The 21,891-nt window shown below is 60.0% G+C and carries 18 protein-coding genes and 3 pseudogenes; 15 read left to right on the top strand and 6 right to left on the bottom strand.

The genetic code is table 11. The features are described 5' to 3' along the window. Position 1: 1 nt before the first annotated feature. Positions 2-1,522, top strand: coding sequence for a tripartite tricarboxylate transporter permease (locus tag CXY70_RS05040; protein WP_104191296.1), 1,521 nt, complete (start codon positions 2-4; stop codon positions 1,520-1,522). 477 nt (positions 1,523-1,999) lie between these two features. Here CXY70_RS05040 and ribA read toward each other — a convergent pair. Further along, a pseudogene (gene ribA, locus CXY70_RS05035) lies at positions 2,000-2,590 on the bottom strand (GTP cyclohydrolase II); the annotation flags it as partial. A 101-nt stretch (positions 2,591-2,691) separates the two neighbouring features. Then, a complete protein-coding gene (locus tag CXY70_RS05030; RefSeq protein WP_104191294.1) occupies positions 2,692-3,921 on the bottom strand; it encodes an NAD(P)/FAD-dependent oxidoreductase in 1,230 nt (409 codons plus the stop codon). Positions 3,922-4,021: 100 nt separating this feature from the next. On the opposite strand from CXY70_RS05030, the gene CXY70_RS05025 reads away from it, so the two are divergent. The 7 genes and pseudogenes from CXY70_RS05025 to CXY70_RS04995 all read left to right on the top strand — a co-directional run bounded on the left by CXY70_RS05025 (position 4,022) and on the right by CXY70_RS04995 (position 11,382). Continuing rightward, entirely contained in the window at positions 4,022-4,690 is a 669-nt protein-coding gene (locus CXY70_RS05025; protein ID WP_104191293.1) for a metalloregulator ArsR/SmtB family transcription factor, read from the top strand. 295 nt (positions 4,691-4,985) lie between these two features. Continuing rightward, positions 4,986-5,210 (top strand): annotated as a pseudogene (locus CXY70_RS05020) (ferritin-like domain-containing protein); the annotation flags it as partial. Between the two features lie 1,101 nt (positions 5,211-6,311). Next, positions 6,312-7,214, top strand: coding sequence for an alpha/beta fold hydrolase (locus tag CXY70_RS05015; protein WP_104191292.1), 903 nt, complete (start codon positions 6,312-6,314; stop codon positions 7,212-7,214). A gap of 50 nt (positions 7,215-7,264) precedes the next feature. Continuing rightward, positions 7,265-7,723 (top strand): carboxymuconolactone decarboxylase family protein, encoded by a 459-nt coding sequence (locus CXY70_RS05010; protein WP_104191291.1) that lies wholly within the window; start codon positions 7,265-7,267, stop codon positions 7,721-7,723. 289 nt (positions 7,724-8,012) lie between these two features. Further along, positions 8,013-8,297 carry a hypothetical protein gene (locus CXY70_RS05005; RefSeq protein WP_104191290.1) on the top strand — a complete coding sequence of 95 codons (285 nt, stop codon included), beginning with the start codon at positions 8,013-8,015 and terminating at the stop codon, positions 8,295-8,297. 67 nt (positions 8,298-8,364) lie between these two features. Next, complete coding sequence (locus CXY70_RS05000; RefSeq protein WP_104191289.1) at positions 8,365-10,713, top strand: FdhF/YdeP family oxidoreductase; 2,349 nt, start codon at positions 8,365-8,367, stop codon at positions 10,711-10,713. A gap of 240 nt (positions 10,714-10,953) precedes the next feature. Then, positions 10,954-11,382, top strand: coding sequence for a PRC-barrel domain-containing protein (locus CXY70_RS04995; protein WP_104191288.1), 429 nt, complete (start codon positions 10,954-10,956; stop codon positions 11,380-11,382). 1,141 nt (positions 11,383-12,523) lie between these two features. Here CXY70_RS04995 and CXY70_RS04990 read toward each other — a convergent pair. Beyond that, the gene (locus CXY70_RS04990; protein ID WP_104191287.1) at positions 12,524-13,162 is read right to left on the bottom strand and encodes a class I SAM-dependent methyltransferase; all 639 of its coding nucleotides are present in this window, start codon (positions 13,160-13,162) and stop codon (positions 12,524-12,526) included. 85 nt (positions 13,163-13,247) lie between these two features. Between CXY70_RS04990 and CXY70_RS04985 the strand changes: the two genes are divergently transcribed. Next, entirely contained in the window at positions 13,248-14,678 is a 1,431-nt protein-coding gene (locus CXY70_RS04985; RefSeq protein ID WP_104191286.1) for an NAD(P)/FAD-dependent oxidoreductase, read from the top strand. Beyond that, positions 14,675-14,974 (top strand): hypothetical protein, encoded by a 300-nt coding sequence (locus tag CXY70_RS04980; protein ID WP_104191285.1) that lies wholly within the window; start codon positions 14,675-14,677, stop codon positions 14,972-14,974. The genes CXY70_RS04985 and CXY70_RS04980 overlap by 4 nt, the downstream gene beginning before the upstream one ends. A gap of 155 nt (positions 14,975-15,129) precedes the next feature. On the opposite strand, the pseudogene CXY70_RS04975 reads toward CXY70_RS04980, so the two are convergent. After that, a pseudogene (locus tag CXY70_RS04975) lies at positions 15,130-15,559 on the bottom strand (IS30 family transposase); the annotation flags it as partial. Between the two features lie 170 nt (positions 15,560-15,729). Here CXY70_RS04975 and CXY70_RS04970 point away from each other — a divergent pair. Both CXY70_RS04970 and CXY70_RS18630 read left to right on the top strand, forming a co-directional pair. Next, complete coding sequence (locus CXY70_RS04970) at positions 15,730-16,140, top strand: transposase (RefSeq protein WP_199183369.1); 411 nt, start codon at positions 15,730-15,732, stop codon at positions 16,138-16,140. Further along, positions 16,028-16,366, top strand: coding sequence for an integrase core domain-containing protein (locus CXY70_RS18630; protein WP_369851905.1), 339 nt, complete (start codon positions 16,028-16,030; stop codon positions 16,364-16,366). The genes CXY70_RS04970 and CXY70_RS18630 overlap by 113 nt, the downstream gene beginning before the upstream one ends. A gap of 123 nt (positions 16,367-16,489) precedes the next feature. Here the strand turns inward: CXY70_RS18630 and CXY70_RS04960 are convergent, their stop codons facing one another. Continuing rightward, entirely contained in the window at positions 16,490-17,590 is a 1,101-nt protein-coding gene (locus CXY70_RS04960) for a tartrate dehydrogenase (protein WP_104191282.1), read from the bottom strand. 54 nt (positions 17,591-17,644) lie between these two features. Between CXY70_RS04960 and CXY70_RS04955 the strand changes: the two genes are divergently transcribed. After that, entirely contained in the window at positions 17,645-18,670 is a 1,026-nt protein-coding gene (locus CXY70_RS04955; RefSeq protein ID WP_233205747.1) for a LysR family transcriptional regulator, read from the top strand. Between the two features lie 35 nt (positions 18,671-18,705). Here CXY70_RS04955 and CXY70_RS18280 read toward each other — a convergent pair whose 3' ends face one another. Beyond that, positions 18,706-19,107, bottom strand: a complete 402-nt coding sequence (locus CXY70_RS18280) for a 2-hydroxycarboxylate transporter family protein (protein WP_304481718.1) — start codon at positions 19,105-19,107, stop codon at positions 18,706-18,708. Between the two features lie 84 nt (positions 19,108-19,191). Here CXY70_RS18280 and CXY70_RS04945 point away from each other — a divergent pair, with 84 nt between their 5' ends. Together CXY70_RS04945 and CXY70_RS04940 are read left to right on the top strand one after the other, a co-directional pair. Beyond that, positions 19,192-20,190 (top strand): alpha/beta fold hydrolase, encoded by a 999-nt coding sequence (locus CXY70_RS04945; RefSeq protein WP_199183368.1) that lies wholly within the window; start codon positions 19,192-19,194, stop codon positions 20,188-20,190. A gap of 28 nt (positions 20,191-20,218) precedes the next feature. Further along, positions 20,219-21,766, top strand: a complete 1,548-nt coding sequence (locus tag CXY70_RS04940) for a DASS family sodium-coupled anion symporter (RefSeq protein ID WP_104191278.1) — start codon at positions 20,219-20,221, stop codon at positions 21,764-21,766. The last annotated feature ends 125 nt before the right edge of the window (positions 21,767-21,891 follow it).

Genomic DNA, 21,891 nt, shown 5'->3' with positions numbered 1-21,891 from the left:
CATGGACGCCTTCAACAACCTGGGTCTCGGATTCTCCGTTGCCTTCGAGCCCATGAACTTACTGTTCGTCTTTGTGGGTGTGATAATCGGCACCGCCATCGGCGTGCTTCCGGGCCTCGGGCCGACGGCCACGATCGCGTTGTTGCTGCCCATCACCTACACGATGGACGCCACGAGTGCCGTGATCATGCTCGCGGGCATCTACTACGGTTCGATGTATGGCGGAACGATCACCTCGGTGCTGCTGCGCATTCCGGGGGAGGCGGCATCCGTGGTGACTACCTTCGATGGGTATCAGATGACCAAGCAGGGCCGCGCTGGCCCCGCGCTCGGAATCAGCGCGATCGGCAGCTTCATCGGCGGCACCGTCGCCATCATCGGGCTGACATTTCTCGCGCCCTTGCTGGCGCAGGTCGCCGTCGCAGTGGGTCCCGCCTCCTATGTCGCGATCATGGTACTCGGGCTCTTTCTGGTGACGTCCCTCGGCACGGGTTCCACGATGAAGAGCCTGTGCATGGCCGCGATCGGCCTGCTGCTCTCGACCGTGGGTCAGGACCCGATCACGGGCACGGCCCGCTTCACCTTCGGGATTCCCTCCCTGCTCGGCGGCTTCGACTTCGTGGCGATCGCGATGGGTCTGTTCGGCGTCGGCCAGCTCTTGCACAGCCTCGAACGCACCGAAAAGGCGCAGGCGATCACGACGAAGATCAAGAACATCTGGCCGTCACGCAAGGATTTTCGGGACTCCTCCGGCGCCATCGCGCGCGGTTCACTGCTCGGCTTCGTGATCGGTGTTCTGCCCGGGGGAGGTGGGGTTATCTCATCCCTCGCTTCCTACGCGCTCGAGAAGCGTCGAGCGAAAGACCCGTCACGGTTTGGCAAAGGAGCGATCGAGGGGGTTGCCGGACCAGAGACAGCGAACAACGCATCGTCGACATCCGCTTTCATACCGTTGCTGATTCTCGGTATCCCGTCCAACGTGGTGCTCGCAATGCTCTACGGGGCATTGCTGCTGCAGGGGATCACACCCGGCCCGTCGCTGATCGAAGATCGGCCGGACATTTTCTGGGGCGTTATTGCGTCGATGTACATCGGCAACGTGATGCTCGTGATTCTCAATATCCCACTGATCGGTATCTTTATCCAGATGCTGCGGGTGAGAACCGGCATCCTCGCGACCTTCGCGCTCATGGTGGTCATGGTGGGCGTGTACTCGATCAATAACAACCCGTTCGACATGTGGGTGGTGCTGATCTTCGGTGTTTTTGGCTGGATTATGATCAAGACCGGTTTCGACCCCGGGCCGCTCGTACTGGCCTTCATTCTCGGACCGATCCTGGAACGGTCGTTTCGGCAGTCGATGCTCATATCCGACGGCAGCTTCGGTATCTTTGTGACTGATCCGATCTCGGCGACGATCTTCGGGGCGCTCGCGGTGTCTCTGACCTACTCGTTCATCAGCCGACGGCGTCGGGTCAAGGCTGCACAGACTCTGTCGCGCGTGAGTGTGGATGCGAAGTAGTTGGAGTCAGCTCACCTCGCTTCCGGTGTCGAGTACGAGGGTCAGTCGCCTCTTAGAACGGCTTTCAGCCTGTCGCACTCGGCGAGCGGCTGTGGTGATGTGGGGTGTCGGTGGTCAGCCGGTCGGGGATGTCAGCGACGCTTAGAAATCGAGTCAGAATCGACGGTGAAAACTGAGCCATCCGAGCACGATTAATGGGTGATTACGGTGGAAGAGTGGGCTTTGGTTCATCTCCTTTATGTACATGAGGGCGTGTCGCAGCGCGACTGCGCGGTGTCGACTGGTTCTGCCTCGACGACGGGCTCCGCAACGCTGGGCTCCTCGGCGGCCGGCTGTTATAACGGTGATGATAGGGCTTGATAAACCGACCGCGAGCCCAGAAATCCGAGTGGGGTACGAATGATGATTGTGCGGTCACGGTCACGGTCACGGTCAGGTCAGTCGAGAGTGTTCTCGACGAGGTTTCGGATTTCAGGATTAGAGCGCGTGTTGAAGAAGGTGTCCCATGCGGTCACGTTTGGTGCGTAGATAGGCGGAGTTGGCCGGATGAGCACCTGCTGTAAGTGGTATGCGCTCGAGGACGGTGATCCCGTGTTCGGTGAGCTGGTCGACCTTGTCGGGGTTGTTAGTGAGGAGACGCACTGCCTGAAGCTGGAGGTTGTGAAGGATGGCAGCCGCGGCAGAGTAGTCACGGCCGTCCGCGGGGAGTCCGAGCGCGAGGTTCGCATCGAGCGTGTCTAAGCCGGCTTCTTGCAGTCGGTAGGCCTTGAGCTTGTTGACGAGTCCGATGCCGCGACCTTCGTGGCCGCGCATGTAGATCACGATGCCGCCGTATTGATTGATCGTGTTGAGGGCGGAGTCGAGCTGTGGGCCGCATTCACATTTCTGGGATTTGAAAACCTCGCCGGTCAGACATTCTGAGTGCACGCGGACAAGGCAGCCGTCGGTTGGCCTGCCGGACACGATGGCGAGATGTTCGCTGCCCGTGACGAGATCGCGGTAGGCGCGGAACTGGAAAGTGCCGTGCTTGGTCGGAACAGTCGTTTCAACTTCAAACCTGACACCTGACATTGCAATTGCACGCACAGCACGGATACTGTCTTCTTCCGCCGAGAGCGCGGGGGTGGGTGCCCTCGAAGAGTTGGTACTGAAACATGTTTCGGCCATGATTACAGTGATTCCAGTGGCACGTCGGCATCTGCAAGTTTGGCGTGATCGACTTGGTTGCCGCGCCGAATGATGCCTTGCACGGCTTCGTTGACGTCCCAGACATTCACGTTCATTCCGGCCACAACTCTCCCATCCGCCACCCAGAAGGCGATGAATTCGCGACCAGCACGGTCGCCTCGGTACACCACATCGGCTCCCCGGGTTAGAGGGCCGAATCCGGAGTACTCCATTCCGACGTCGAACTGGTCGGTGTAGAAGTACGGGATGTCGTCGAAGGACACGTTTTGGCCGAGCATCGACCGCGCTGCAACCTTCCCACCATTCAACGCATTGGCCCAGTGTTCGCTGCGCAGTTGCAGCTTCGCCAGAGGATGGTAGGCATTGGCAACGTCGCCTGCTGCGTAGATTGCCGGGTCGTTTGTGCGAAGGGATGCATCGACGGAGATGCCGTTATCGATCGTTAGCCCCGCTGAATTGGCGAGCTCAACGTTGGGCGTGGCACCAATGCCGACCAAAACGAGGTCCGCGGGAATGACCTCTCCGCTTTCGAGTCTCACAGCGCTAGCTCGGCCGTCTTTTCCGAGAACGCTTTCAACGGACACCGAACGTCGCAGGATGACGCCGTTGTGTTCGTGGAGATCGGCGAACATCTGGCCGAGCTCGTCGCCGAGCGCGTTCGCCAGGGGGATTGGGTCGCGTTCGAGAATCGTCACGTCGTTTCCTAGGGTGCGTGCCGTCGCAGCCACTTCCATGCCAATCCAGCCCGAGCCGATCAGGACGAGTCGCAAGCTTCCGGTCGCAAGTAGAGGGCGTAGGGTGTCGGAGTCTTCTAGGGTACGCAGGTAGTGCACCCCTTCGAGGTCTGCCCCGGGGATCGACAGGCGGCGAGGTGACGAGCCAGTGGCTATGAGCAACTTGCTGTAAGCGAATTCATCACCGGCGTCAGTATGAATGAGCTGGCGGCCGGCATCAACGCGGGCGACAGAAGTGCCGAGGAGTAACTCAACATCATGCTGCGCGTACCAATCCTTGGGATCAACGTATACAGAGTCGCGGTCGCTGGATCCGCTGAGGTAGTCCTTCGAAAGAGGCGGCCGGATATAAGGCCGGTGCGCTTCGGCGCCGATCAGTTGGATTGGCCCGGTGAAGCCCTCTTCGCGCAGCGTCCTAGCAGCGGACGCACCCGCGAGCCCTGCTCCGACGATGACATAACTCTGAGAATCCGACATGTTTCCTCTTTACTGTGAGCTGGCGAGCTTCGTAGCCCAACTTTAGGAGCCACCCGTTTCTTTTGTCAAGATACTTTGTTTTAGAGTTACGATCATCACTATGAACGAACAATCACAGTCGGACGACATGTTTGCAATAGCGTCGCTCAGCGATCCGCTGAGGCGCTCCTTGTTCGATCTTGTCTCTCAAAGTGCCGTGCCGATGGGCCGTGATGAGGCGGCCGAAGCGCTGGGCGTTCCGCGCGGGACGGTAGCGTTTCACCTGGAAAGACTTGCTCGATGCGGGCTGTTAGACACCGAATTCCAGCGCCGCACGGGCCGAACTGGTCCTGGCGCTGGACGGCCCGCCAAGCTATACCGGCGTGCGGCCAACGAAATCGTCGTGTCCGTTCCGGGCCGACATTACGCTCTGGCCGGGGAGCTGTTAATCTCCGCCATTGAGCAATCCGATCGTACAGGGGAGCCCGCCCAGGAGTCGCTTACTCGGGTGTCTGTAGAACACGGTCATACATTGGGCATGAGTGCCGGCTCATTGGATGCGGTACTGCAGTCAATCGGATACGAACCTCAGGACGATGGTGATGGCGGACTGCTTCTGCACAACTGCCCATTCCACCAGCTGGCCAAGGGCCACACCGAGACTATCTGCGCGGCCAACCTAGCCCTACTGGTCGGCGTCGCGGAAGGTGCGGGCGAGAGCAGGCGCAAAGTCCAATTTGCGCCGAGAGATGGATACTGTTGCGTGCATATCGCCCGGAGTGCCGATTAGGCGGAGGGCTTTGTCTTTCCGTCGGTCTATCCGGTTTATCCGTGGGTCGTGAACGTCATCACCCAACGAGTCCGGTGGTCTCGTCGACACCTCGCTCCCAAAGAGCGGTTGTGACCATCTGGTTGTAAAGACGACTAATTTCACGGCGTCGTTTTATATTCCGAAACGAAGTCCCGACACGATTGTGCTTTGGTGAACATTCTCTTTTGTGAGCTGTCCTCTCAACAGGATCAGTCGCATTGCCTGGTCATTACAGCTCGGTACGGTCTTTAAGTTGATGGTCATATCATGAAGAGAGACCTCCACCGGCGAGGTACTCACCACGGACGCCATCAACCTCATTACGCAACGCCTGAACCTCACAGTGGAGAACATACGAGCAGTGCACGATGACGTCGACGAGGAAGATCCCACCAGCGCCGATATTCTGCACGTTTTCATTGAGAAGTTGGAGCAGTACGCCTGGATGGTGAGCGCTGAGAATCGGCAGCCGCAATCGGCGGTGCAGACCCACGCATAAGCCTCTGCGGGGCGTTTGTCGATCATCACGTCGGCGGTGACGTGGCCGCCCGGCCGGTGCCGCGCGCGGGAGCGTGGGACTGGCAACGACCGCCCTGTTCGCAGAACGGTGACGAGAACGGCGGCATTAGTACGTCGTGAACGACTCTGACCATGGATCGCACAACCGAATAGCGCCCGTGACGTGGTGAGAAGTGATTTCACCGCGTCGGTGCTCGTTCGTAGACTGCTTGTGCTTCAACAGTTCCGTCCGATTTCCCATCATCCCGGCACGGAGGCAGTGTTTGTAGTCATGAAGCATCAATGATCCCGCGGATATCGCCGCGAAAATTCTGGTCATTATGGGTCCTCCTGCTCGATCTATTACGGCTGCTTGTGGTCTTTCTGCTAAGGCCATCGCTCAGTGATTTATACTTCCAACAATCAGTTAATGTGCCGCGCGCAGCTCAACCCCTGACCGATACCGCGCGGAAATGGGTGTTTTGGGGAAGATCGCGTGGTGCGTTCTGTTGCGGGAAGCGATCCAAGAAAATCATTCTGAGACAGTGCAGCCCGCACCGTGTACCGGAAATCCCGTGCTTTCAAGGATGCCGTGACGGCCGTCGGCGCGAAGCAGCGCTTCATCAAACCGCGCTGCCCGTGGACCAACGGTAAGGTTTACCGCTTCAACCACACTCCAAGCCGAATGACCGTACCGTTGGCTAGTCACCAGCAGCGCTGAGCGCACCCAAACCCTTGACCCGTGGCTTCAACTAATACGGCACAGAATGTATCCACACGGGCAGTGGATCCACCTCGCTCCAGCGAGTGTCACCAACTTGATGGCCCGGTACAACTAGATGCGACGATCCAGTCGGGTCAGAAATCCTGATCAGGACACTGCGCAGATGATGACCGAGGTATCGCCAAGCCGTTGCCTGAGGGCGGTTGTGAGATCGATTACGTTGTGTGCCTGCTGGCAGCGGTGATGGCGGCCACGATCGAGTAATGCTCTCCCGACTCGTCCGAGAGCACGGATGGCAGCGCGTCGTGGACGTGTTGACACAAGCTACCGCGAGTGAAAGTGTGAATTATAGACATAGACGAGCGAAACGAGGACAGTATGGCCGAATTCACAACGGAAACTGATCAGCTCACGGGCGTGCGGCATCGCACCATTTCCGTCGATGGGCTAGAGATCTTCTATCGGGAGGCTGGCCCCGCGGACGCGCCAACGCTCGTACTGCTGCATGGTTTTCCTGCTGCGTCGCACCAGTACGCGCGCCTGATGGATCGGCTCAGCGATCGGGTGCACCTCATTGCACCGGATTATCCGGGGTTTGGTTACAGCAGTGCTCCCAGCTCGAGTAGTGGCGGCGGCGACTTTGTTTACTCTTTCGATCACACAGCCGAGGTTATCGAAGCGTTTCTGGTCACCCTTGGCATCGACGAGTTCTTTATGTACGTTTTCGATTTTGGGGCCCCTATCGGGTATCGCATCGCGGCGCGACATCCGAATTGGATTCAGGGAGTCGTTGCACAAAATGGCAACGCCTACGAGTCCGGACTGGGACCGAATATGCAGCCTGTGGTTCAGTACTGGATAAATCAGGAGGAAATGGAGCCCGTCATCCGCGGAGCGCTTACAGCTGAGGCAACGCGCTCCCAACATCTTGAGGGAACGGCTAACCCAGAGTCCGTCGATCCGGACGTATGGACTTTGGATCAACACTGGCTCGATCAAGCGGGGCGAGAGCAGATCATGCTTGATTTGCTCTATGACTATCAGTCCAACGTCGCGCTGTATCCCGCGTGGCAAGCATGGATGCGCGAGCATCAGCCCCCCATGCTTTTGCCCTGGGGGCGTAACGATCAGTTCTTTCCTGAAGCAGGAGCGCGCGCATACCTCGATGATCTTCCGTCTGCTGAACTGCACCTGCTCGACGCCGGGCACTTCGTCTTGGATGAACAGCTGGACACTGTTGTGCATCTGATCGATGACTTCATCGGGCGACACTCGCACTAGGAACCCTTCGGAGTACACGCACCACGAACACGGACAGAAGGATAACGACAATGTCATTTGAGCAACGCCTCTCCGTCTCGGACGTCGATCCCGAGGCTTATAAACCGATGATCGCCCTTGAGAAGTACATCCACGCGGGAAGTCTGGGTGAACCTCTGTTGGCGCTTATAAAAATTCGTGCTTCGCAGATCAACGGATGTGCGCACTGCCTGGACATGCACGGGCGTGAAGCTCGCGCCGCGGGCATCGATCAGCGCCGCCTCGATGTGTTGGCTGGCTGGGAAGAGGCGCCGAACGTGTATTCCGAGCGCGAACGCGCAGCCATCGCACTCACTGACGCTGTGACGCTCATCGGAAACGGCGGTGTGTCGGACTCATTGTGGGGGAAGGTGAGGACATCATTCGAGGAGAGGGAAATCGTGCAGCTGTTGATGGCCATTGCCGCGATCAACGTGTGGAACCGCCTGGCGGTCAGCACTCACCAGAGCCTTCCAGCGCAAACGGCCTAACAATCCGCTGCGCCCACGATCGGTGGGTACCGCGGTACACGTGAAAGAACATAAGGCCGCACCTTGGACGGCTGTCAGCCGTCCGTCAACGTACCGTTCTCGCCTCTAATCGCGTAATGGTGCCTGGCCCCGACTTGATCGGGACGGCCGTGTACGCCGTAGTGTTCGGTGTTTTATTTCCAAATGGCGTGCGCCGTTGAGTTCTGATGATTTCAACGTGGCCAAGGTACCGATGTGTACTGCCGGGGGCACGGTTGCATGGTTCTCATTTAGCTGATAGGACTGAAATATGAGTGGGAGCGTGGCCCGACGAAAAGTTGTCTGCTTTAAGGCGGATGATTTGATAGTTATGCAAGAAGATGTTTTTACCCGCGTGAAACCACTGAAGGTTAGGGATGAGGGGATTTCTCTCGCGGTGACCATTCGCGCATTCGATGGCGACTATGATTTGGCCGCCGATTTCCTCGTGTCCCAGGGCCTGATTGCCGAAAATGATCGGGCTCCACTCTTTTTCGCTGCCGAACTGGCGTCCGAGGTGCGAATGATATCGGAGGGCTTCCCCAGGAAAGTTTGATGGTGATCTATTCCGGCGATAAACACGTCGTCGAAATACCGGCAAGACTACAAGAAAGTGGTGCGGTATGAGTGCGAAAGCCCCGATCGAGGATATCAACGAAAATGCCACTGAAATGGTGGTTGGGGATCCGAAGACGTGGGCTGCCGGAGTGCCCGGTGTCACCCATTCCATGGGGCCGGCTTTTTTAGAGATGGGTATTGGTCGCAGTCTGAAGCTGCTAACCGATATGAATCAGAAGGACGGTTTCGACTGCATGAGTTGTGCTTGGGCGGATCCGGATCACCGCAAGACGTTCGAGTTCTGCGAGAACGGGGCGAAAGCCGTTACCTGGGAGGCTACGCCGGTGGCTATTCCGACGACCTTCTGGTCGGCACACTCCATAAGCAGTTTGCTGGAGAAGTCGGAGTACTGGCTGGGCATGCAAGGCAGACTGATCGAGCCTGTTTACAAGCCGAAAGGCAAAGACCACTACGAGTCGATCAGCTGGGATGATGCGTTCACGCTTATTGGCGACCGGCTGAAAGCCCTTGATTCTGCCAACGAGGCGACGTTCTATACCAGTGGTCGCACCGCCAACGAGACCGCATTCATCTATCAGCTGCTTGCCCGGTCACTTGGCACCAACAACCTCCCCGATTGTTCCAATATGTGTCATGAGTCCACTGGGCTAGCCATGGGCGAGTCCATTGGCATCGGAAAGAACACGGTCGCTTATAAGGACTTCGCTAAGGCGGACCTGATCATCGTAATGGGGCAAAACCCTGGTACGAACCACCCCAGAATGCTCACGGCCCTCGAGGAGGCGAAGGAGGCCGGCGCGGATATTGTTGCGGTCAACCCGCTCCTCGAGGCTGGCTTGATCCGCTACAAGAACCCGCAGAAGGTGAAAGGTATCATCGGCCACGGAACAGGTCTCGCCGACCAGTACCTGCAGATCCGCGCCGGCGGCGACGGGTGGTTGATGAAGGCAATCTCCAAACGCGTCTTCGAAGCCGAAGCCGCACACCCCGGAACGGTACTCGACCACGCGTTCATCGAGGAACACTGCGCGGGGCTTGAGGAGTTCAAGGCACATGTCGCCACGCTCGATCACGACTCGGTTCTTCGAGCAACCGGACTTACGACGGAAGAGATCGACGAGCTTGCTGCGCGGTATATGAAGGCAGACAAAGTCATCATCACCTGGGCGATGGGGCTCACTCAGCACAAAGACGCTGTTGCCATCATTAAAGAAATCATGAACCTTCTGTTACTTCGGGGAAACATCGGTAAGCCCGGCGCAGGCGCCTCTCCGATCCGTGGTCACAGTAATGTGCAAGGCGATCGCACAATGGGTATCTGGGAACAAATGCCTCCGGCATTCTTGGATGCCCTGCAGAAAGAATTTCACTTCGATCCTCCACGCGAGAACGGCTTCGACACCGTTCAGTCGGTGGAAGCGATGCTCGCAGGGAAAACCAAGGTGTGGATTGCGATGGGTGGCAACCTGGTGTCCGCGGTATCAGATACCGCAGCTGCCGAAGCAGGATTCCGTTCTGTGGGCCTCAACGTGCAGATCTCAACGAAACTGAACCGTAACCACCTCACGGTGGGCGACGAAGCGCTGATCTTGCCAACCATGGGGCGCACCGAGATCGACATCCAGGCAGGGGGCCCGCAGATGCTCTCTGTCGAAGACTCCGTGTGCGCGATCCATGCGACCAGAGGCAAAATCAAGCCGATTTCGGACAAGCTACTCTCCGAAGTGTCAATCGTCACTCGGATCGCGCGCCAGGTATTCGGCGACGATGGGCCCATCGACTGGGCCGGGTTTGAGGAAAACTATGACACGATCCGCGATCACATCGAACACGTTATCGAGGGTTTCGACAACTTTAATGAGCGACTCCACCGGGACAACGGTTTCATCCTTCCCCACGGGCCGCGTGATTCACGGACGTTCAACACGCCAACCGGCAAAGCCATGATCACGGTCAACGAGCTCGAATACATTGAGTGCCCGACTGGACGCCTGTTGCTGCAATCGATGCGCGCGCACGACCAGTTCAACACGACGATCTACAGCCTGGATGACCGCTACCGTGGCATCAAGAAGAGCCGCAAGGTGATCTTCGTCCATCCAGACGATTTGTCCATGCTCGGTGTCGAAGATGGCCAGATCGTCGACGTGCACAGTGAGTTCACCGACAACGTCGACCGGGTGGTGCGCAACTTCAGGGTTGTCGCGTTCCCGACGTCACGCGGGTGCGCAGCTACCTACTTTCCCGAAGGGAACCCGCTCGTTCCTCTGGGTTCCACGGCCGACGGGAGCAACACACCGGCTTCGAAAGCGGTCGTCGTACGTCTGGAACCGGTCGAGACGTACCGTGCGGGCAGTCGCCGTGCGCCAGAAGGAACATTGGCGGGAGTGTAGAGATGTTGGTCCAGCCGCGGCAGAGTGCAGAGCCGAACTAGCGAAGGCTGCTCGCTACGAGTGTTCCAGCGGGGGACTTGTCCAGCACCACCGGGAAGGTAGAGCTACGTCATCATCAGCCACTGCGATTGGCGCAATGACCAAAAAGCCGATGGTGATGCGACGGGGACAAGACTCCTGACGCGTTTAGAAGCTGCCTTGCAATTCTCACTCTCATAACCGACTGAAAGGACTTGAATCATGACATCTGCAGAGCGCAGCAAGCTCGTCCGGCTGCAGGACACCAATATGACCATCGCTGCGACAGATTCCGACATCCGGGGGCACCGAGTTCTCGACAAGGACGGCAATAACCTCGGGAAGGTGGACGCTCTCCTGATCGACGAGCAGGAAGAGAAAGTGCGATTTTTTGAAGTCGCCACGGGCGGTTTTCTGGGAATTGGCAAAGATAAGTCATTCATTCCTGTCGACGCGATTACCCATATTGACGATAAAGACGTCCATTTGAACCTATTGACCGACACTGTGGCCGGATCTCCGCCTTATGATCCCGATCTCGTTGAGGACAGCGTTTTCTTTTATGACACTTATGGTTATTACGGGTTCTTGCCGTATTGGGGAATGGGGTATGTCTATCCGCCCTACCCGTACTACCCCGGCCGGTACTAAGTATTGTCTGCATTCACTTACGTGCGATTCTGATGTGAAGGCTGCACTAGGAAATGTCCCAAACGATTTGATGACACGGGTATGGACTTGGTAAAAAGTGCGTTCATTTATTGTGCTTCTCATGGGTTTAGATCATTTGGATTTCCGCGATGGTTGGTGGAGCTCTCTACCCCACCGGCCGGGTGGGCGTTATGAGCGCGCGGCTGGTCTGCGTGCGGCTGCTCTCGTTTATCGAAGTGCCCCGACCGCGCGAGCTTGCGGTAATCACTTCGGCGTTTCATCGGGTGCGAACGTATGCTCGTGGTGTGCCCGGAAATGGCCCCTTGTCTGGATGGCCTTAGACGAGACTGCCAAATTGCGGTGCCACAAGATGCTGTGTCCGAAGAACTGGAACGCGTAGACACCGATCTAGCGTGAACCTGAAAGGATCAAGATCTTGGCTGAAGTAGGCGCAGAACACCGGCAACACCATCTGCGTGAAGCTAGTTGGAACTTTGCGCAGCACCGGTGCAATGGCGGCAATCGGCATGTGGTGCGTTTGCTGGCAACAGTATTGGACCCGGTCAAGGCTTGGCCAGCCGCAACCGCTCATCACGAGGGAGATTCAATGTCGAATCAGAGCCACGAACCATGCGCACGAGGAGATATTGAGGTCCGCAGTCTGTCCGACCATGACTGGCGTGTCGGTGATCGCCGGTGCCACGTAAGGTCACCAAAAAAAAGGTCCTCGGTTACATCGGAACACGTGGTGCTGCTTTGGAAGTCATGAACATAGAGGCACCGCGACGACATGCACTGTTCGATAATTTCGAGTCGGCGGTCGCTTCGTTTACGTCAGACGTCCCGACGTAGATTTTATCCACGGCGTTGACGCCAACTTGCCCATTCATTCAGCTTCGGAGCGTGACGCTATCGTGTTGGCGCTGCTGGGTCCAGATGAAGTCGGAGCGCTCAGTCCAAGTTCTGCCTGGCGCTCAGCACCAGGCGTATCAGGTCGCCGGTCTGTTCATCGCGTGGGACCAGCCGCGAATGGTTCAGGCTCGGTTTCAGAGGATGAATCTCCCAGATTTGTGTCTTCGAACGATTGATCTTGCCTCCTCGGAGGTCTGTGATTTGAGACACACAAGACCCAAGTCGTCGGCTAGGGGATCGTGGCCGCCGCTACCTGGATGTGGCCGCCGCGCAGCGACTCGGAGCGAACATCCACACCTTCACGCTCGATGACGGTCCACGGGCGAGCGTGGAGATCGGCCCCACCAACCGAGGCGGCCAGCCGCACGAGTGGAGAAAACATCCGGGCGCGGCCGACGGGCAGCTGCATGTCCACGATGCCGGCGTGACCGCCGGGCTTGAGCAGCGCCCGCATCCGATCCCAGGCCGGGTGCCAGTCGTCGAAGACACTCATCGCATAGCTGGAGAACACGGCATCGACGAGCCCGCCCGACGGTGCCGGGAGTTCCTTCGCGATCTCATTCGGATCGAACGTGGTCGCATCCGCTTTGACCAGGCACACGCATGTCCACCCGTTGGCTTCCACTCGGCGGTGGGCCATCTCGAGCATTTTCGGGCTGCGGTCCAGCCCGACCACGGTGCCCGACGGCCCGACGGCGTCGACGAGTAGGGCAAGGTTCAGGCCGGTGCCGCAGCCGAGGTCCAGGACTGTGTCGCCGGCACGCAGATTCAGCAGCGCCACACCCGCTTGTCGGCCGGCTCGGTAAACGACACGTTCTCCGGACAGCGCATCGTAGAAGCGGCCCGCAGCCTCGTAGACATTTACCATGAGTGCTCGACCGGCCTTTCGTTCCCATCAGCCTAACCAGCCTCGCTGTCGCTGAAGGCAGCGCAGACCGTCTACGCTCGCAGACATGATTGAAACGCACGTATGGGACCTCGTCGTCATCGGTGGAGGAACGGCGGGTCTCGTGGCCAGCCGCACCGCAGCCGGGTTCGGGGCGAGGACTGTTTTAATCGAAGACAACCGCCTCGGTGGGGACTGCCTGTGGACCGGCTGCGTGCCCTCGAAGTCTCTAATCGCCGCAGCGGATGCCGCCACGACGGCCGGTTCGTCGGCGGGCCTCGGGGTGAGGGTGAACGATGTTGTCGTGGATTTCGCTCGGGTGATGGAGCACGTGCAGGCCGCCACGTACGAAATTGCTCCGGTTGATTCCGAGGAGGCGCTCGTGGGGGACAACGTCGAGGTGGTGCGGGGCCGGGCACGTTTCACCGGCCCCGACACCGTCGACGTCGACGGCCGCGAGCTGCGGTTTCGGCAGGCCCTGATCGCCACCGGCGCCTCGCCGGGATTGCCGGCTATCCCCAGGATCGACTCGGTCGATCTACTGACTAGCGAAACGTTCTGGGACCTGCGTACTTTTCCCGAGCGGCTCGTCGTGCTTGGCGGCGGGGCGATCGGTTGTGAGATCGCCCAGGCGATGGCTCGTCTCGGATCGGCCGTGATGCTCGTAGAAAGCGGGCCACGTATCTTGCACAAGGAGGACGAACGGGCCAGCGCCATCATCCACGCCGCGCTCATTGCGGACGGCGTGGACGTGCGCACGAACTCCAGCGTGACCAAGGTCTCCTCGACCGATCGCCGCTCAGGCACGTTCACCCTCAGCGACGAAAGCACCCTGTCTTTCGACCGGGTGCTTGCCGCACTGGGCCGCCGTCCGAACACCGCCGGTCTCGATCTGCAGCTTGTGGGAGTGCGACTCGACTCTCATGGCAACGTCGTTGTCAATTCCCGGCTGCGCACCTCCAACCCTCGCATCTGGGCTGCAGGGGACGTGACCGGGTTGCCCCAGTTCACCCACACCGCCGGAGTAAATGCCAGCGTGGCCGCGACCAACGCAATCCTCGGCCTGACCCGCAAGTTCGACAGCGCGGTGGTCCCCCGGGTCACGTTCACCCACCCGGAGGTAGGCGCCGTCGGCCTGCAAACCAAAGATGTGACCGGAGGCCACCGCATCGTCACCTGCGACCACGAGCACGTCGACCGGGCTGTGACGGAGTCGAAAACGGATGGCTACACGCAGCTGGTCGTGGACAAACGCGGCCGAGTGCTCGGCGGCACCGTGGTGGGTCCCCGAGCCGGAGAAACTCTCGGCGAGATCTCCCTGGCGGTCAAGAACCGGCTCACCACGAGCAATATCGCCGGAACCACGCACGCATACCCTACCTACAACGATGGCCTCTGGAATGTGGCCGTGGCCGATGTGCGCCGCCGGCTCAACTCCGATCTCGTTCTGGCGGCGACGCGCACCCTCCGACGGTTGCGGAGTGCGCGCCTGCGGTGAGAAAAGAAAGTGCGGCAGTAGGCGAGAGCCGCGAAGCCGATCAGATACGCCGCCGCATCTCGAAGTGGGGAGTCCTCGCCGCCCTCGCTCGCAAGCTCGAGGGCATGACGCGCCTCACTGAGGTCGACCCCATAGCTGGAAAGTTCCACGAACAACCGCGCGTCCAGGGAATCCGGGATCATCACGAACTCGAAGGCTGTCTCTCCACCATTGCTCACAAGACCATCATCGTGGATGCTGTGAGCCGAAGCACCACCGCAAAGTCCGATGCGATGCGCAACTATTTTCTGGCATGATACCGTCCACGATGTTTGATCGGGGCATGAACGCATGCAACTGGGGGTTCGACGCAGTGAACTGCTTGCCCGCAACCACCCGGGCCGCGATCCGCCTATCCACCACCGTGACCTAGATCAAGACGGCGTTTTCTAGCGAACGTCGCAACACTCGATCAAATGTGGGCTGTTTTCTTGAGCCTATCGAAGTGCGTTTGGGATGGTTCCCAATTGCGTGATTCGCGGGGTCGAGCGTTGATCTTGGCGGCGACTTCAGCCAGGCGTTCGGGGCTGTGGTGGTTCCGGTTGGTGCCCTTGGGGAAGTACTGGCGAATGAGCCCGTTTGTGTTCTCGTTCGAGCCTCGTTGCCACGGCGAATGTGGATCGCAGAAGTAGACGGGGATCGTCGTGTCCTCCATGAACTGAAAATACTCGGCCATCTCTGCTCCTTGGTCCCAAGTCAGCGATTTGCGGAGGTGCGCCGGAAGAGTGGCCATCCATCGCCGTGCCAATGCGTTCGCGCACGGTGACGGCATCGTGCCTGCCGCCGAGATGCACAAGCATGAGGAACCCGGTGGTGCGTTCCACGAGTGTGGCGATAGCCGACGGCAGCACACCTCTTCAATTCACCCGATCGGGCCACGTCGTAGTCGGCGTCGACACTCACAAATATGTGCACGTCGCTGCGGTGATGGACAGTATTGGCGGGATCCTCGCGTCAATGACCATCGCGACGGATTCAGTATCTCGACGCCGAGACCAAAGAACTACACACCATGATCGAGGACCTCGTCATGCGCACCGCACCCCAGCTCCTCGAACCCTTCGGCATTGGCGTCGACATCGCAGCCGAGATCCTCATCGTCGTCGGTGACAACCCCGAACGCGTAAGATCCGAAGCCGCCCTTGCCAAGCTCGCCGGCATCAGCCCGATACCGGCCTCGTATGGAATGACCAGTGGCAGACACCGAATCAACCACGGCGGCCACCGGCAACTGAACGCCGCGATCTATCGTGCCGTGATAGTCAGAATGCGATTCCATCAGCCCACCATCGACTACGTCGCCCGCCGCACTGCCGAAGGAAAATCCAAACGAGATATTATCCGATGCCTCAAGCGCTACGTCATCCGCGAGGTTTATCACCTCGTCAACCCGGCCCAAAAACCTGCTCAAATCGCCAGTTGACGACTATAGGGGCATCAATGCTGTTGCCGAGAGTTTTTTCTCCCACATGAAGACCGAGGTGCACTACCAGCACCACTTCGCCAACCACCTCGCCGCTAGAACCGCAGTGATGGAATACATCGAATCTTGGTACAACCGGCATCGACCTCATTCCCACAACGGAGGGCTACAACCCGCGGCTACGCTGGCCGCTCACCGCGACCGCTACCAAAAAGCTACGACGTAGAAGAAAAACACATCAGATTGTCTCAATAACTTGACGGGCTCAAATAGACCCCTGCGACGTCGAGGGAGCCCTTGAACTTGTCTGACGCGAGGACGATCCGTGGGGGAGCCTATGTGCGCCCTGTCATCGTGCTTCGACGAGCCGCGTTGCGACCGAGATCTCGGTTGCAATCTCGGCGCCGAGAGAGATTGTAGTTCCGGAGCCACCGAGGTCGGGGGTGAGCGCGTCTCCACCGCGAGTAAGTACTCTCTCAATGCCTTCGAGAATCGCAGCGCCGGCCGCGTGCTCGCCGAGGTGGTTGAGCATCATCGAGGCGGACCAGATCTGCCCGACTGGGTTGGCGATGCCTTTTCCGACGATGTCTGGAGCTGAGCCGTGTACGGGCTCAAACAGGCTGGGGTAGATGCGCTCGGGATTGATGTTGCCGGAGGGCGCAACACCGATGGTGCCGGTGCAGGCAGGGCCCAGATCGGACAGAATATCGCCAAAGAGGTTGGAGGCGACGACAACGTCGAACCAGTCGGGGTGAAGCACGAAATTCGCCGTGAGGATGTCGATGTGGAACTTGTCTACGGAGATGTCCGGATACTTCGCGGACATCTCCTTGACCCTCTCGTCCCAGTAGGGCATCGAGATCGAGATTCCATTGCTCTTCGTGGCGGAAGTGAGGTGCTTGCGCTCGCGGCTCTCGGCCAGTTCGAACGCGTACTTCAGGATGCGGTCGACGCCGGTGCGGGTCATCACGGTTTCCTGCATGACGATCTCACGGTCGGTTTCAGGGAACATTATGCCGCCGACGGAGGAGTACTCGCCTTCGGTGTTCTCGCGCACGACGTAGAAGTCGATGTCACCGGGAAGACGGCCGGCGAGAGGACTCTTGATCCCAGGCAGTAGCCGCACAGGCCGCACGTTCGCGTACTGGTCGAAACCGCGGCGAAACTTGAGCAAGCTGCCCCAAAGGGAGACGTGGTCGGGGACGACATCGGGCGCGCCGACGGCCCCAAAGAAGATCGCGTCGTAACCTTTGAGCTCATCGAACCAATTGTCCGGGAGCATCTTGCCGTGCTTGAGCCAGTAGTTCGCCGATGCGAAGTCGTACTCGGTGTATTCCAATTCGAAGTCGTGGTTGGCGGCCACAGCGTCGAGGGCCTTGATTCCCTCAGGAACCGTTTCTACTCCGATGCCGTCGCCGGGGATGACGGCGATGCGGTGAGTACGTGTCATGGGACGGCCTCCGTTGCTCTTCCCGAGATGAACCCGGACTTGTCGGAACGACCAGTGCGACGTCCTCTGAATACGACAATACGGCGCAAGAAGCAGCGGAAAAAGCGGCTGGAACGCAAGCCATTCTTTCCGCTGGCGCAATATGCTGAAGCAATGCCTGAAGTTTCCGCAATCGACGACCTGGAGTTCTTTGTCACGATCGCCCGCTCGCCGAGTCTCACCGCGGCAGCACGTGAGTGGGGCGTCTCACTCTCGGCGGTGAGTAAACGGCTCACGAGGTTGGAGGCGCGGCTCGGCACGCAGTTGGCGCAGCGCAGCACCCGTCGGCTTTCGCTCACGGAGGCGGGAGGGCGATATGCGGAGGGGGCGACGAAGCTCATGGAACAGCGCGCTGACCTCGAAGATTCGATGTCTACTGACCACTCCGAGATCCACGGCCGTATCGTTGTTCACTCCACTATGGGACTTGGTCGTGCGCACATCGCCCCTCTATTGGGCGAGTTCGCCAGGAGGAATCCGGGCGTGCAGACCGAGCTCACCATTTCGGACAGGCCGTTCAATATCATGGGAACAGGCATCGACGTTGCGGTCCGAGTTGGGCAATCGCCAGATTCGCGGCTGAAGATGCGTCGGCTGTACACCAACACGCGCATCGTCTGCGCCTCTCCGGGATATCTCGCGCGCCACGGCGTGCCGCAGACCCCGGAGGATTTAGCGCAACACAACTGCCTCATCTTGAAGGAGAACGACAACGACTACGCCCTCTGGCGTTTCGGGCTCGGCGATGATCAGCGTACCGTCCGCGTCACCGGCAGTCTGGGCAGCAATGACGGAGACGTGGTGGTCAACTGGTGCCGAACCGGCCACGGGCTCATTCTGCGCTCCAGCTGGCACGTCACCCCGATGCTCGCATCTGGGGAACTCGTGCAGGTATTGGCAGACTTTCCTCGCCCGCCGGCGGATATCCACGCAGTGTACTCGGCAGCCGCCCACCAGCCCCAGCGCATAGCGCTCCTGCTGGAGGATCTTCGCACCGGCCTGACAGAGCGCCTGGACGCGGCGAACGTCGACAAGACCTAACCTTGCCGACGTCCGAAGCCTTCGTGGTCGCTCGGTCAGGCTATGGGGTGGGCGAGGCGTGCCGCGGAGCCGGCAGCCGTCACTCTGCCGAGGCGAGTTGAGTTTTGCGCGAATGGCATCAAGACCATGCGGTTGAAGGCCGAAAGCATCGCGACGTCCCCGGTGCCACCGAGTCCGCTGTGCCAAACAGTCACAAGGGACGCGTCGATCGGATACATCCCAATTCGCCTTCCCACGAAGAACCCAGTCGCCGCCATTGCGACCACCACTGAGACGCAGACCGTGACGTAGCCCACCGAGAGGACACCCATGACGCTGTCTAGCGGCACGTAAAGCATGCCCAGACCGATCATGGTGGGGTAGCTGAAGTAGCCGGAGATGACCTTGTAGACACCCTGCACCGACTTTTCGACCGGGTCCGGGAAGACATTGAACACCGTCTGACCGGAGCAATCCTCAACCACAGGCGATGCGCGAAAATCAAATTCGAATCCGGTCGGGGACTGTTGTACATTTAAAAAATGTCCCGAGTTCGTGCCATAGACACCCAAACACGTGCCACCGAGCCCGCTTTCGCGCTCTTCGACATGTTTCGGATCAGCCTGGCCGGCGTACAGATCAGTGGACGCGTGTCACGCCGCACCACGGGCGCCGCCCGGCCGGCCCTGCTGCTGTTGCACGGGCATCCAGAAACACACCTAATCTGGCGGCATATCGCCGACCGTCTGGCCGAGCACTACACCGTGATCATTCCCGACCTACGCGGCTATGGCGACTCCCATGCCGCAGTGTTCGCCGCCGGCAGTGACACGACGCACGCCGGCCACAGCAAACGCGCCATGGCCCTGGACCAGGTGCGTCTAATGGAACATTTCGGTGCAGAACGCGGCTTCACGACGTTCGCTGTTGCCGCGCACGACCGCGGAGCCCGGGTGGCGCACCGGCTGCTCGTCGATCACCCCGGCGCGGTGACGCGCGCCCTGCTGTTGGACATCGCCCCCACCGTCGACATGTACGACGGCAGTACCCGGGCATTCGCCGAGGCGTACTTTCACTGGTTCCTGCTGATTCAGCCGTATCCGCTGCCCGAAGCGCTCATCGAAGCAAACCCGCGCGGCTACGTGGAAAACGTTATCGGTGGCCGCCACGCCGGCCTGGCCCCGTTCCCAACCGAGATTCTCGACGCCTACGTTGAGGCACTCAGTCGGCCCGGTGCCGTGCACTCGATGTGCGAGGACTATCGCGCCTCGGCGACGATCGACCTGCACCATGACCGAGCCGACCGTGCGGCCGGCCTCGTGATCGAGACCCCGATCCACCTGCTCTGGGGCCGTCACGGCGTGATCGAGACACTCTTCGACCCGCTCACACTCTGGGGAGCCCTGGCCTCGGCGGTCACCGGGCATCCGGTTGACTCGGGGCACTACCTGCCCGAGGAAGTCCCCGACGAGATCCTGCGCGAAATTCTCGCCTTCGTCCCCGCACTGCCTAACACCACGACCCGCCTGATCCCCGGCTAAACCCGAATCAGAACTGAGGAGAGAGACGATGACGTCTGCCCAGAATCCGCGCGATCCCGCTGCACCCGCCCTACCGTCCGTCCTCGCCGAGCACCACGACGACACCGCCCCGGGCCTGCGCGAAAGCGCGGAACCCCGCACCGTCATCACCCGCAAGCGCATCGGCCTCGTGGTCGGCCTCGTGTTAGGCGGGGTGATCTACTCGATCCTTCCCGCGGATCTCGACCAGAATGCCCGTTTCACCGCCGGAGTCGCCACACTGATGGCAGTCTGGTGGATGACCGAGGCCCTGCCGCTGGCCGGAACAGCGCTGGTACCCCTCGTGGCCTTCCCCGCGCTGAACGTTGCCACCATCGAAACGGTCGCGCCACCCTATGCGAACCCGATCATCTTCCTGTTCATGGGCGGATTCCTGCTCGCCCTGGCGCTGCAGCGCTGGAACCTGCACCGCCGCATCGCGCTGCTCACCGTGCTGCTGATCGGCACGAAGCCGCGGCAGCTCATCGGTGGCTTCATGATCACCACCGGCTTCCTGAGCATGTGGGTCTCCAACACCGCCACCGCAGTCATGATGCTCCCCATCGGCATCTCGGTGCTGGTGCTCGTGGCCAAGTCCGGCACCGACGGCAAGGCCCCGAAGAACTTCGGCATCGCCCTGATGCTCGGCATCGCCTACTCCGCGTCGATCGGGTCGCTCGGCACCATCATCGGCACCCCGCCGAACGCCCTTATGGTCGGCTACCTCGCCGAAACCCACGGCATCAACATCGGCTTCGGCGAGTGGATGCTCGTGGGCGTTCCCATGGCCATCGTCTTCATGGCCATCGCCTGGTTCCTGCTCACCTTCGTTTTCTTCAAGCCCGAGATCACCGAGATTCCCGGCGGCCGCGAAATGATCCAGGCCGAGCACCGCAAGCTCGGCAAGCCCAGCACCGGTGAGAAGCTCGTGCTCACCGTGTTCGTGCTCGCCGCTGCCGCCTGGATCTCGGTGCCGCTGCTCTGGCCTGAATCCAACATCGCCGACGCGGTCATCGCGATGGCCGTCGCCCTAGTGCTCTTCGTAACACCGGTGAGTTTTCGCACCGGTGTGCCGCTGCTGACCTGGGGCAGCGCGAAGGCGCTGCCGTGGGACATCCTCATTCTCTTTGGAGGCGGCCTCGCCCTGTCCTCGCAGTTCAGCGCCACCGGTCTGAGCATCTGGGTCGGCGAGCAGGTCGTCGGTCTCGGTGTGTTGCCGGTCGTAGTGATCATCGCCGCCATCGCCGGTATCGTGCTGCTGCTGACGGAATTGACCAGCAACACCGCCACTGCGGCGGCGTTCCTGCCGCTGATCGGCGGCATCGCCATCGGCCTGGAACTGGACCCGATGCTGCTCGTGATCCCGGTGGCGATCGCCGCCACGTGCGCGTTCATGTTGCCGGTGGCCACGCCGCCCAACGCCATCGCGTTCTCCTCGGGCTACATCGAGATCGCGCACATGCTCAAGGCTGGCGTCTGGTTGAACCTGGTCGCCCTCGTGCTTACCACCCTGGTGACCATGACCCTCGCGGTCTGGGTGTTCGGAATCGTCTACTGATGTGACCGGGCCGGCTACAGGGATGACACCTCACCCCAGCGCGCCGGTGGGCACGAGGTCATCGATCACGGGCCGCAGAGTTACCACCCACTCGACGACTACCCGGCGGCGCCTTGCGATCCTAA

The sequence above is a fragment of the Cryobacterium sp. Y82 genome, assembly GCF_002929495.1.
Lineage (GTDB): Bacteria > Actinomycetota > Actinomycetes > Actinomycetales > Microbacteriaceae > Cryobacterium > Cryobacterium serini.
Note: the sequence above shows the minus strand (reverse complement) of the source record. Positions and strands in the feature narration are given on the sequence as shown.